Below are 11,913 nucleotides of genomic sequence, written 5' to 3' on the forward strand. Positions count from 1 at the left end.
GCGCGGCGCCCGGGTCCCCGGAGCCGCCAGGAGGCCGGAAGGTGACGAGCGCAGCCGAGCAGGAGGAGATCGGGGCCCGCGAAGGCACGGACCCGGGACCGCCGGCCACGACCGTGAGCGCGGGGCACGGCCCGCCGCCGCGCCCCGCGCGGCCCGCCGCCCTCGCCCGTGACGTCGCCCTCCCCGGCGCCCCCACGCCGCTCGGCGCGCGCTGGCACCGGGGGCCCGAGGGGCGCACGGGCACGAACTTCGCGCTGTGGGCGGGCGGCGCCGAGGCCGTCGAGGTGTGCCTGTTCGACGCGGAGGGGAACGAGCGGCGGGTGCGCCTGGCCGAGTGCTCGGACCAGATCTGGCACGGCTTCGTGCCCGGTGTCGCGCCCGGGACGCGCTACGGCTACCGGGTGCACGGCCGCTGGGACCCGTGGACGGGGGCGCGGTGGAACCCGGCGAAGCTCCTGCTCGACCCGTACGCGCGCGCCGTGGACGGCGACTTCCGGCTGCCGCCCGAGGTCTACGGGCACGTGCGCGACTGGCCCGAGCAGCACCTCGCCGACACCGTGCGCGACGACCGCGACTCGGGACCGTACGTGCCCAAGGGCGTCGTGGTGCACGACGAGTCCCCGGCCGCCGAGTGGTTCGACGACCGCCGCCCGAAGACGCCGTGGGCGGACACGGTGCTCTACGAGGTGCACGTCAAGGGCTTCACGATGCGGCACCCGGGCATCCCGGAGCACCTGCGCGGGACGTACGCGGGCCTCGCGCACCCGGCCGCGCTCGCGCACCTCAAGCGGCTCGGCGTGACGGCGGTCGAGCTGCTGCCCGTGCACCAGTTCGCGCACGAGGACCACCTGCTGCGGCGCGGGCTCACCAACTACTGGGGCTACAACTCGATCGGCTACTTCGCGCCGCACGCCGCGTACGCCTCGCGCGGCACGCGCGGCGAACAGGTCGGCGAGTTCCGCGACATGGTGCGCGCGCTGCACGCGGCAGGCATCGAGGTCATCCTCGACGTCGTCTACAACCACACCGCCGAGGCCGACGAGCGCGGCCCGACGCTCTCGCTGCGCGGCATCGACAACCGGGGCTACTACCGGCTCCAGCAGGACGCCCGCCGCTACCGCGACTTCACGGGGTGCGGCAACACGCTGAACGTCGTGCAGCCGCACGTCCTGCGGCTGCTCACCGACTCGCTGCGGTACTGGGTCGGCGAGATGGGCGTGGACGGCTTCCGCTTCGACCTCGCCGCGGCCCTCGCGCGGGCGGGGCGGGACGGCGAGGAGCAGCGCTTCGACATGCTCGCGCCGTTCCTCGCGGTCATCGCGCAGGACCCGGTGCTGCGCCGCGTCAAGCTCATCGCGGAGCCCTGGGACGTCGGCTCGGGCGGCTACCAGGTAGGGGCCTTCCCGCCGCTGTGGGCGGAGTGGAACGACCGGTTCCGGGACGCCGCGCGGGACTTCTGGCGCGGGACGCTGCCCGACGTACGGGACCTCGGCTACCGGCTGTCGGGGTCGAGCGACCTGTACGCGTGGAGCGGGCGCAGCCCGCAGGCGAGCGTCAACTTCGTGACCGCGCACGACGGGTTCACGCTGCGCGACCTCGTCAGCTACGACCGCAAGCACAACGAGGCGAACGGCGAGGACAACAGGGACGGCGCGGACGACAACCGCTCCTGGAACCACGGCGCGGAGGGCGAGACGCGGGACGCGGACGTCCGCGCGCTGCGGCGGCGCCAGCTGCGCAACCACCTCACGACGCTCCTGCTGTCCACGGGCGTCCCGATGCTCGTCGCCGGGGACGAGCTGGGGCGCACCCAGGGCGGCAACAACAACGCGTACTGCCAGGACAACGAGCTGGGCTGGCTCGACTGGTCGCTGCTCGAAGCGCCCGAGTGGCGCGCGCAGTGCGCGCTGGTGGCACGGCTCCTCGCGCTGCGCCGGGCGCACCCGGTGCTGCGCCGCGGGTCCTTCTTCACGGGCCGCGCGCTCTTCGCCGACGGGCGGCGCGACGTCGCGTGGTTCACGGCGCGCGGCGCGGAGCTGACCGAGGAGGACTGGTACGCGCCGGGCCGCAGCCTCGGCATGTACCTCTCGGGCCGCGACCTGCCCGCCCGGGACCCGGGTGGCGCGCCCGTCGTGGACGACAGCTTCCTGCTGTTCCTGCACGCGGACCCCGGGCCGGTCACGCTGACGCTGCCGGGGGCGCCGTGGGCCGCGGCGTACGAACTGCTCGTGGACACCGCGGCGGAGGAGCAGGAGGAGGCGCCGGGCACGGTGCACGCGGCGGGGACGACGGTGCGGGTGGCGGGGCGGTCCGCGGTGGTGCTGCGGGTGTGCGAGGACGCGCTGGAGCGCGAGGAGTGACTAGGACAGGGGCTGGTAGGCGGTCGTGACGAGGCAGGAGGCGTCGCCCTTGACGCGCAGTTCCGCGCCCCGCGGAAGCGTCGAGGGCGGCGTCGCGTGCCACGTGAGGGCTTCGCCGGGCCGGGCGACGGCGTAGCGCAGGCCGTCGCGGGTCACGGCGAGCGTCGCGGGGTCCGGGGCGCCGTTGACGGGATCGGCGTCGGCGAGTCCGGCGCGGCAGGCGGCGAGCGGCAGGGAGCCGAGCCCGTCGAGGCTGTCGAGGGTGCGCGTGTACGTGCCGCTCGGGAACTTCCACAGGTCGTGCGGGTCCGCGCAGTCCACGGGGACGAGAGCGCGGCGGCCGAGGCCGAGGAGCTGCGTGTCCGCGCACTGGCCGGGCTCGATGCCGCGCGCCGAGCGGACGGTCTTCGTGGAGGTGACGAGGCGGTGGGCGCCGGGGAAGTCCTCGCGCTGCCAGCGCCCGTAGCGGCTCAGGCGCAGCTCGGAGCGGAGCGTCGTGACATCGCGCAGGAGGCTCTGGGCGTGCAGCGCGGCGAGCTGGGGCGCGAGGTCGGCGGTCATCGCGACGACGCGGCCCTTGCCGTCGGTCGTGACGGTGACGGTGAAGCCCTTGGCGTCCTCGCCGAGGCGTCCAGAGCCGCGGAGCGGGCGGGCGAGGCCGGTGGGCAGGACGTCGGCGGCGTGCGCGGCGGGCACCGTCGCGGTGTAGCGGCGGCCGCCGCCGGACAGGCGCGCGGGCTCCTTGACGGGCTCGGCGTAGGGCAGGACCTCGGCGAGCGTGCCGCCGTAGGGCAGGACCGCGCCGTTGAGGCGGTTCAGCTCGCTGTCGCCGTTGAGGCCGCGCTTCTTGCGCTCGCCGGGCGTGAAGCGCACCCAGGTGCGCCCCTGGTGGCCGTCCACGGCAAGGTACACGCTGCCGTGGCCGCGCACGGCGTAGGTCTGGCGCACGTCGCGGCGCGCCTCGCGGCCGCCGATGGCGCTCGCGTCGGCCTCGGCGAGCGGCGCGGGCACGTGGACGACGCGTTCGGCGCGGGCCACGTCCTGGTCCCAGTCGAGAGTGCCGGCGGCGACGTCGGTGGCCTTCGTGCCGCTGCCGCCGTAGTCGGTGCGCGCGGTGAAGCGCGCGGTGAGCCCTTCCTGGCTCACGTGCGCGACGGCCTTGAGCTGCTTGCCGAGCGGCTTCCCGAAGACGGCGTGCTCCCCGCCGAAGGGGCTGCCGCAGGCGCTCACCCCGCCGAGCAGCCCGGCGAGCGCCAGGGCGCTCCCGGCCATCCGCACCACACGCCGCATGGCCGCCGCCTCCGCTCCGCTCCGTGATTCCGCCTGCCGGGGACCCCGCCGGGGAGATCACCACCCGGCCTCCCGCGCGCCACCTGGCGCGGCGCGGGGGTGTCCTGGGGGTGAATCCTACGGGGCGGGGGAAGCGGCGGGGGGCGGGAGGCGCGGTGCGTCAGCGGGACGTCACGCGGTGGTGGTCCCCCGTGTCGTACACCTCGAAGGCGTCGAGGAAGGCGCGGGCGCCCTTCGCGGCGGCGGGGTGGGGCGGTGGCCGACGGAGGTCACGGGCGGGAAGGAGGCGAAGAGCACCAGGGCCTCACGCACAGTGATCTTCGCGGGGAGGGCGCTCTCCTGGTGCTGGACGCCCGGGAGGTGGCTGACGGCGGGGTGTCCGGCGCGCGGGCCGAGCCCGGCGACGCGCACGGTGCCGCCGTCGGGGACGCGCGGTCCCGCGACGCGCTCGACCGTCGTCGTCCTGCCCGCCCCGTCCGGCCCGAGGCCGCCGAAGACCTCGCCCGCGCGCACCTGGAAGGCGACCCCGTCCACGACGGCGCGTTCCTGGTGGCTCCTGCGCAGGTCACGGACGTCCACGAGGACGTGTGGCGGGGTCTCGGGGCCCTGGTACGTGGTCATGGCCCCAGGCGCGCGGGACGGAAAAGCGCACGCTATCGGCCAGTCCGCCAGGGGCGGTCATCCGGTCGGTTACGGGCAGCCGGGCGGCGGGGCCCCGAGCGGGAGGGGGCCCGGCGGGGTGGCAGGATCGCCGGGCGGTGGCCGGATGTTGGGGGCGTACAGGAAAACCCGGTGGGCATTGTCGGTGGCGGAACGTAACCTCGCCGCTGTGACAGCAGACCTTCCCGGCTCCCCCCGGGGCCACTCGGCCGCGCGCACCCTCGCGCGCCTGTGGCCCTACGTCAGACCCGTGCGGGCGCGGCTCGCGACGGCCGCCGTGATCGCGGTGCTCGCCTCCTGCGTGGGCCTCGTCGTGCCGCTCGTGCTCAAGGCGATCGTGGACGGCCCGGTCGCGGACCACGACCCGGGCGGCGTGTGGCTCGGGGCGCTGGGGCTGCTGCTGCTCGGGATCACGGAGGCGGTCCTCTTCGGCTTCCGGCGCTGGCTCGTGGCCCGGCCGCTCGCCGGTGTCGAGGCGGAGCTGCGGCGGGACCTGTTCGGGCGCCTCCAGCGGCTGCCCACCTCCTTCCACGACCGGTGGGCCTCGGGCCAGTTGCTCTCGCGCGCGACGACCGACCTCATGATGCTGCGCATGTTCCTCGCCTTCCCGCTGACGTTCCTCCTGGTCAACGGTGTGACGATCGTCGTCGGCGTGGCGATCCTGGTGATCCAGGACTGGGGGCTCGGGCTGCTGCTCCTCGTCCCGGTGGCGCCGCTGATCCCGCTCTGCACGTACTTCGAGCGCCGGTACAGCACCGCGGCCCGGCAGGCGCAGGACCAGATCGGGGACGTGACGACGCTGGTCGAGGAGAGCGTCCTCGGCATCCGGGTCGTGAAGGGCTTCGGCAGGCACCGCAGCCAGGCGCGCGTCTTCCGCGCGCGGGCGAAGGAGCTGCGGGCCACGGAGCTGCGCAAGGCGCATCTGCTCGCGTGGATCTGGGGGGTCATCACGACGCTGCCCGAGCTGGCGATCGTGGCGGCGCTCGTGCTCGGCACGGTCCGCGTCGCGGACGGGGACCTCTCGGCGGGCACGCTCGTCGCCTTCCTGTCCACGGCGCTCGCGCTGCGCTGGCCCGTCGAGTCGATCGGCTTCCTGCTCGCGATGTGCCAGGAGGCGGCGGCCGCGGCGGAGCGGTACTTCGAGGTCATGGACGAGCGGCCCGAACAGGACGTGCCGCTCCCGGCCCCCGAGGCCCGCGCGGAGCCGCGGCCGGGCGCGGCGGACGGGCTGCGCTTCCACGGGGTCGGCTTCCGCTTCCCCGACGCCGCGCCGGACGCGCCCCCGCTGCTCGACGGCGTGGACCTGCACGTACGGCCGGGCGAGACGGTCGCGCTCGTGGGGGCGACGGGCTGCGGCAAGACGACGCTGACGCACCTCGTGCCGCGCCTGTACGAGCTGAGCGCGGGCCGGATCACGCTCGACGGCGAGGACATCACGGCGATGCCGCGCGAGCGGCTGCGCTCCCGCGTCGCCGTCGCCTTCGAGGAGCCGACGCTCTTCTCCGCGTCGATCGCGGAGAACGTGCTGATGGGCGCGGGCCCCGGGGCGGGCGCGGAGGACCTGGCGCGGGCGCTGGACGTGGCGCAGGCCGGTTTCGTGCGGGACCTGCCGCACGCGGAGCACACCGAGGTGGGCGAGCAGGGGCTGAGCCTGTCGGGCGGGCAGCGCCAGCGGCTCGCGCTCGCCCGCGCGGTGGTGGGCACGCCGCCCTTCCTCGTGCTGGACGACCCGCTCTCGGCGCTCGACGTCGCCACCGAGGCGGCCGTCGAGGCGGCGCTGCGCCGCGTGCTGGAGGGGACGACGGCGCTCGTCGTGGCGCACCGGCCCTCGACGGTGCAGCTCGCCGACCGGGTCGCGCTGCTCTCCGGCGGCCGGATCACGGCCGTGGGCACCCATCACCAACTGCTGCGCGAGAACGCGGAATACGCCTGGCTCATGTCGGGTGCGGAACGGGCCCTGGAGGGACAGGCATGACGACGGGAGCCGATCAGCGACGCACGGACGGCGCGGGCGACGAGGCAGGCGACGGCACGGCCCCGGAAGCGCTGCTGACCTCACCGCCCGCCTCCGCCGCCGCCGCGAAGGCCGCTCCCCCGGCGGACACCCCGCCGCCCGCCGACGAGTTCGACCAGGACGACCTGCCCGTAGCCAAGGGCGCCACCCGCGCGCTGCTCGGTTCGCTGCTGCGCCCGCACCGGGCGCGGGTCGCGCGCACGGTGCTGTTCCTGCTGCTCCAGCAGGCGGCGACGCAGGCGGGCCCGCTGCTCGTCGCGTACGCGATCGACCACGGCGTCCCGGCGGTGCGGCGCCACGACTACGGGCCGCTCATCGCGCTCGGCACGGCCTACGCGCTGTGCGCGCTCGGCTCGGGCGTCTTCCAGTTCGCGTACACGAAGGTCTCGGGCCGGGTCAGCCAGGACGTGCTGCTCGACCTGCGCGGGCGGATCTTCCGGCACGCGCAGGCGCTGAGCGTGGACTTCCACGAGCGCTACACCTCGGGGCGGCTCATCTCGCGTTCCACGACGGACGTCGAGTCACTGCGCGAACTCCTGGACGAGGGCTTGCAGGAGCTGGTCAACACCCTCCTCTCCTTCCTGTCGATCTCCGTCGTGCTGCTCGTGCTCGACGGGTGGACCGGCGCGCTCGCCGTGCTCTCGCTCGTGCCGCTCTACCTGCTCGTGCGGCTCTACCAGCGGCGCGCGGGACGGGTCTTCGCGCGGCGCTCGACCGCGATCGCCTCGGTCATCGTGAAGTTCGGCGAGACGATGAACGGCATCCGCCCCGTGCGGGCCTTCCGGCGCGAGGCGGTCAACGACGCGGAGTTCGACGCCCTCAACCGCACGCACGAGCGCAGCAACGGCGATTCGCTCATCGAGATGGCCCGCTACGTGGTCGGTTCGCGGCTCGTGGCGAACACGACGATCGCGGCGATCGTGCTGTGGGACGCCTACCGCGTCGCGGACGGGACGCTCGCGCTCGGCACGCTCGCGGCGGCGGCCCTGTACCTGCGGCGCCTGTACGACCCGATCGACCGGCTCGGCCAGTTCCTCAACGCCTACCAGTCCGCCGCCGCCTCGCTGGAGAAGGTGGCCGGGCTGCTGGCGCAGGAACCGGGCGTGCCCGAACCGGTCGCACCGCGCGAGCTGCCGCCGGCGCGGGCGGGACTCCCCGGACGCCAGGTGGACTTCGAGGGGGTCTCCTTCTCGTACCGCACGGGCGGCGAAGTGCTGCCGCGCTTCGGGCTGCGGCTCGAAGCGGGGCAGACGGTCGCCGTCGTCGGCTCGACGGGCGCGGGCAAGTCCACGCTCGCGAAACTCCTGGCCCGCTTCTACGACCCGACCGAGGGCCGCGTCCTGCTCGACGGCACCGACCTGCGGGACCTGCCGATGCCGGAACTGCGGCGCGGCGTCGTCATGGTGACGCAGGAGGCGTTCCTCTTCTCGGGGACGATCGCGGACAACATCGCGATCGGCCGCCCGGAGGCGGGCCGCGCCGAGATCGAGCAGGCCGCGAAGGCGATCGGGGCGCACGAGTTCATCGCCGCGCTCCCGGAGGGCTACGACACGGACGTCCGCAAACGCGGCGGGCGCATCTCGGCGGGCCAGCGCCAGCTCGTCGCCTTCGCCCGCGCGCTGCTCGCCGACCCGGCGGTCCTGATCCTGGACGAGGCGACGAGTTCGCTGGACATCCCGGGCGAACGGGCGGTGCAGGAGGCGATGGAGACGGTCCTGCACGGCCGCACCGCCGTCGTGATCGCGCACCGCCTCTCCACGGTGGCCATCGCCGACCGCGTCCTCGTCATGAGCCGGGGCCGCGTCATCGAGGACGGCGCACCGGAGCAGCTCATCGCGGGCACGGGCACGTTCGCGGGCCTCCACCGGACCTGGCGGGAGAGCCTGGCCTGAGACCGGGTCGGAGCGGTGCGGTGCGGCGCGGTCCAGGGGGAGCACCCCGGCCGCGCCACCCCGGCCGCGCCACCCCGGATCGCACCGCCTCGTGCCGCACCGCCGCCGGGCCGGGGCGGCGAGCGGTCCGTCAGCGGGGCGGGCCGGGCACCGCGGAGCCGGGGTCGAAGCCCGCGAAGACGAGTCCGATGACGAAGCCCGCCACCTCTTCGAGCTGACGGGCGCGGTCCAGCGTCCCGAGGACCGCCGGTGTCCCGCCGACGTCGCGTGCCAGCGTGCCGACGACCCGCAGCGCCACCGCGTCGTCACCGCACATCGCGACCGTCACGCCCGCCGGGCCGCCCCCGGCCGTCCCCGTCCACCGACCGGCGGGGAAGAGATGGAACGCCGTGACCACACGCGCTCCCGGAGCGAGCCCGGCGATCCGGCGCGCCATCGACTCGCCGGGCCCGGTGAGCGGAACGCCGACACCGTGCGCGACCGCGTTGGTGGGATCGATCAACGGCGTCCCCCGGAGCGAGCCGTCCGCCGCGCCCGCAGCCCCAGCATGTCCTCGACGCCGTCCCAGGGCACGGCGAGCAGCACCGCGTCGCGCCCACCGACCGCTTCACGCGGCGCGAGGGCGAGCGCTCCGCGGCCCAGTCGCGCGGCGAGCTTCTCCGCCCCGGCCCGGGACCGGTCGCCGATCGCCACCTCGTGCCCCGCCCGTGACCAGCCCTCGCCCAGGGCCGCCGCCAGCGTCCCCGTCCCCAGGATTCCGATGCGCATCGTCGCTTCCTCTCGCGTGACAGCCGGACGAGCGGTCACCCCAGGAAAGGCGTCGCGCACCGGTCGGTGCGCGACCAGCGCGCGAGGATGGCGAGGAGATGACCGAGCACGAGAACCACGGCCGCGGGTGGGTCGCCGGCTGCCGTCTGCGCGCCCACACCTGGGACCCGGTGGTACTGGCCGCACTGCGCCCGGGCCCGCGCCGACGGCACGAGCTGCGCACCGCGATCGGGGGCATCAGCGACAAGGTCCTGACGGAGGCGTTGCGCCGGCTCCTGTCCCGCGGCCTGATCGACCGCCACGCGTACGCCGGGGCGCCACCACGCGTCGAGTACGGCCTGACCGGGCTCGGGCGGGGCCTCGTGGAGGGCCCGTTGACGGCGCTCGGCCACTGGGCGGTCGCGCACGGCGACGCGCTCCTCGAAGCCCAGGACGAGGCGGCGGGAGACCGGCCGCCGCCCGCGTGACTCCCCGGGGGCCGGGCTTCGCCGGGGCGGCGGTACGTCTCCGCGCGTCCGGCGCCACGGGGCGCGCCCCGGCGGCTGACCGTCCCCGGCCCCGCGTGCCGCGCCGCGCTCCGCTCCGGCCGCTCAGGCGCGGCGCTCGCGCGGGAGCAGCGCGGCGATGAGGACGCCCAGGAGGGCGAGGGCCGCGTTGACCGCGAGGGCCGTGGTGACGCCGTGGCGGACGTGCCGCGGCGGTGGCGGCGCCCGCGGTGCTCGCCGTGACGACGGCGGACATGAGGGGCGTGCCCATCGTGATGCCGATCTGCTGGGACATCGAGGCGAGTCCCGTGGCGAGACCCTGTTCCCCGTCGGGGAGTCCGCTCGTCGCCGTGACCAGGAAGCCGACGATCACGAGCATGTTGCCGACGCCGCCGAAGAACGTCGCGGGGAGCAGCAGGCCGAGCGCCGCGCCCGCGCTCGTGCCGAGGAGGCCGAGGAAGAGGAGCGCGGCCGTGAAGACGGTCTGGACGAGGCCGCCCGCGAGAAGGACGGTCCGGGTGGACGTGCGGGCGAGGGCCCTCGGGGCGAGCAGGCCGCCCGCGACGGTCCCGAGCCCGAGCACGCCGAACGAGACGCCGGCCGCGAGCGGCGAGAAGCCCGGGGTCTTCTGGAGGTAGAGGGTCAGGAGGTAGACGAGGGAGGTCTCGGTGACGAAGGCGAGCAGGCCGAGGGCGACGCCCCGGCGGCGCAGGACGCGCGGCGGGACGAGCGGTTCGCGCGCCCTGCGTTCGACCAGGGCGAAGAGGGCGAGCAGGGCGGCCCCGCCGAGCAGCCCGGTCAGCGCCCGGCCGTCGGTCCACCCGTACGCGCCGGCCTGCGTGAGCCCGTAGACGAGGCCGAGCAGGCCGAGCGTGACGGAGAGCGCGCCGGGCAGGTCGAGGCGCGGGCGCACCGGGGGCCGCGACTCCTTGACGACGCCGGGCGCGAGCAGGAGGACGGCGACGGCGACGGGCACGTTGACGAAGAAGGCCCAGCGCCAGGTGAGCAGGTCGGTGAGGACGCCGCCGAGGATCGCCCCCGTCGTGAAACCGGCCGACATGAGCGCCCCGTTGATGCCGAGCGCCTTCCGCCGCAGCGGTCCCTCGGGGAAGGACGTGGTGAGCAGCGCGAGGCCGCGGGGGTCGCCGCCGCCGTCGCGAGGCCCTGCGCGACGCGGGCGGCGAGCGGCACCCCCGGGCTCGTGGCGAGGCCGCCGACGAGCGAGGCCGCGCCGAGCAGCGCGATACCGGCGACGAAGATCCGTTTCCGGCCGATCAGGTCACCGATCCGCCCGAGGAAGAGCGTGAACCCGGCCGCGCACAGCGCGAAGGCCGTCGCGATCCACTGGAGGCCGCCGAGCGAGAAGCCGAGCCCCTCACCGATCGCGGGCAGCGCCACGTTCAGGATCGAGAAGTCGACGGCCAGCATGAACTGCGCGACGAGCAGGACGGCCAGCACGACCTTGAGGCGGGCGGTGAGGCGCGGCGCCCCCGCCGGTGGCGCGGGAGTCGCGGGCGCGGTCCCGGCGCGGAGTACGGACATGACGAACCCTTCGGTACGGGGGCGCGGGCGCGCCGCTCGCCGTAACGGGACCAGATTCCCGTTACGGCGAGGAACGTAGCACCGTCGGGCGCGGTAAGGGAACTCCGATACCGTTAAGCTGAGCCCATGACCGACGCAGCCGCCTCGCCCGGAAGCCAGCCCCCCGGCATACCACCCGGAGGCCCGTCGCCCGGCACACCGACCGGCACCCCCAGCGACCCCCCGCCCGGCGCCCCGACCCCCGGCTCCCCCAGCGGCACCCCCACCGGCTCCCCGACCCCCGGCACCGTCCGCCCCGGCGGTCGTACCGCCCGCGTGCGGGAGGCGGTGCTGCGCGCGAGCGGCGACGCGCTCGCCGAGCGGGGCTTCGAGGCCCTGGACCTCGCCGACGTCGCCCGCCGCGCCGGGGTCGGCAAGACGACGGTCTACCGCCGCTGGGGCACCCCGGCCGCGCTGGCCGCCGACCTGCTCGCCGACATGGCGGAGCAGTCCCTGCCGCGCGCGGACACCGGCACCCTCGGCGGCGACCTCCTCGCCAACGCCCGGCTCGTCGTCAGGACCCTCACGGACCCGCGCCAGGGCCGCCTCTTCCGCGCCCTCGTCGCCGCCTCGCTCTGCGACCCGGGCACGGCCGGGGAACTGCGGCGCTTCTACGAGGTACGGATCGCGGAGTGGGCCGGGTGCGTCACGGACGCCGCGGCACGCGGCGAACTCCCGGCCGGGACGGACGCGCACGCGGTCGTCGCCGCCGTATCGGCCCCGCTGTACTACGCCTTCCTGAACCTCGGCACCCCGCTCACGGACCTCCACGCCCGCCGCGCGGCCCGCGCGGCGGCGACGGCGGCCCGGGCGGGGGTGTGGAGCGGCGCGGCGGAGGACGACTGAGCGACGCCGCCCCACGG

General features: G+C 75.8%; 9 protein-coding genes and 1 pseudogene. 5 read left to right on the forward strand and 5 right to left on the reverse strand.

Annotated elements, in window-relative coordinates; all coding sequences use genetic code 11:
* The first annotated feature begins 41 nt into the window (after positions 1-41).
* The gene (glgX, locus tag SSBG_RS07150) at positions 42-2,360 is read left to right on the forward strand and encodes a glycogen debranching protein GlgX (protein WP_037869141.1); all 2,319 of its coding nucleotides are present in this window, start codon (positions 42-44) and stop codon (positions 2,358-2,360) included.
* Here the strand turns inward: glgX and SSBG_RS07155 are convergent, their stop codons facing one another.
* A complete protein-coding gene (locus SSBG_RS07155; protein ID WP_037869142.1) occupies positions 2,361-3,650 on the reverse strand; it encodes a hypothetical protein in 1,290 nt (429 codons plus the stop codon).
* A gap of 171 nt (positions 3,651-3,821) precedes the next feature.
* Positions 3,822-4,271 (reverse strand): ATP-binding cassette domain-containing protein, encoded by a 450-nt coding sequence (locus SSBG_RS07160; RefSeq protein WP_008745536.1) that lies wholly within the window; start codon positions 4,269-4,271, stop codon positions 3,822-3,824.
* A gap of 316 nt (positions 4,272-4,587) precedes the next feature.
* Between SSBG_RS07160 and SSBG_RS07165 the strand changes: the two genes are divergently transcribed.
* Complete coding sequence (locus tag SSBG_RS07165; RefSeq protein ID WP_037871203.1) at positions 4,588-6,285, forward strand: ABC transporter ATP-binding protein; 1,698 nt, start codon at positions 4,588-4,590, stop codon at positions 6,283-6,285.
* A complete protein-coding gene (locus SSBG_RS07170) occupies positions 6,282-8,216 on the forward strand; it encodes an ABC transporter ATP-binding protein (protein ID WP_008745538.1) in 1,935 nt (644 codons plus the stop codon). The genes SSBG_RS07165 and SSBG_RS07170 overlap by 4 nt, the downstream gene beginning before the upstream one ends.
* A 130-nt stretch (positions 8,217-8,346) precedes the next feature.
* Here the strand turns inward: SSBG_RS07170 and SSBG_RS34325 are convergent, their stop codons facing one another.
* On the reverse strand, positions 8,347-8,718 hold the full coding sequence (locus SSBG_RS34325; RefSeq protein WP_234010399.1) for a hypothetical protein: 372 nt from the start codon (positions 8,716-8,718) through the stop codon (positions 8,347-8,349).
* Positions 8,715-8,984: an NAD(P)-binding domain-containing protein gene (locus SSBG_RS34330; RefSeq protein WP_234010400.1), complete on the reverse strand. Its 270-nt coding sequence runs from the start codon at positions 8,982-8,984 to the stop codon at positions 8,715-8,717. The genes SSBG_RS34325 and SSBG_RS34330 overlap by 4 nt, the downstream gene beginning before the upstream one ends.
* 98 nt (positions 8,985-9,082) lie before the next feature.
* Between SSBG_RS34330 and SSBG_RS07180 the strand changes: the two genes are divergently transcribed.
* Positions 9,083-9,451: a winged helix-turn-helix transcriptional regulator gene (locus SSBG_RS07180; protein ID WP_008745539.1), complete on the forward strand. Its 369-nt coding sequence runs from the start codon at positions 9,083-9,085 to the stop codon at positions 9,449-9,451.
* A 343-nt stretch (positions 9,452-9,794) separates the two neighbouring features.
* Here the strand turns inward: SSBG_RS07180 and SSBG_RS30780 are convergent.
* Positions 9,795-11,011, reverse strand: a pseudogene (locus SSBG_RS30780) (MFS transporter); the annotation flags it as partial.
* A gap of 126 nt (positions 11,012-11,137) precedes the next feature.
* On the opposite strand from SSBG_RS30780, the gene SSBG_RS07190 reads away from it, so the two are divergent.
* Positions 11,138-11,896, forward strand: a complete 759-nt coding sequence (locus SSBG_RS07190) for a TetR/AcrR family transcriptional regulator (protein WP_078491237.1) — start codon at positions 11,138-11,140, stop codon at positions 11,894-11,896.
* Positions 11,897-11,913 lie beyond the last annotated feature (17 nt).

The sequence above is a fragment of the Streptomyces sp. SPB074 genome, assembly GCF_000154905.1.
In the GTDB taxonomy this organism is placed as follows: domain Bacteria; phylum Actinomycetota; class Actinomycetes; order Streptomycetales; family Streptomycetaceae; genus Streptomyces.

What these genes read in the sequence shown, in the direction of transcription:
- SSBG_RS34330 (WP_234010400.1), bottom strand. Translation starts at nt 8,984, where the DNA reads ATGCGCATCGGAATCCTGGGGACGGGGACGCTGGCGGCGGCCCTGGGC.
- SSBG_RS07190 (WP_078491237.1), top strand. Translation starts at nt 11,138, where the DNA reads ATGACCGACGCAGCCGCCTCGCCCGGAAGCCAGCCCCCCGGCATACCA.
- SSBG_RS07180 (WP_008745539.1), top strand. Translation starts at nt 9,083, where the DNA reads ATGACCGAGCACGAGAACCACGGCCGCGGGTGGGTCGCCGGCTGCCGT.
- SSBG_RS07170 (WP_008745538.1), top strand. Translation starts at nt 6,282, where the DNA reads ATGACGACGGGAGCCGATCAGCGACGCACGGACGGCGCGGGCGACGAG.
- SSBG_RS07155 (WP_037869142.1), bottom strand. Translation starts at nt 3,650, where the DNA reads ATGCGGCGTGTGGTGCGGATGGCCGGGAGCGCCCTGGCGCTCGCCGGG.
- SSBG_RS07160 (WP_008745536.1), bottom strand. Translation starts at nt 4,271, where the DNA reads ATGACCACGTACCAGGGCCCCGAGACCCCGCCACACGTCCTCGTGGAC.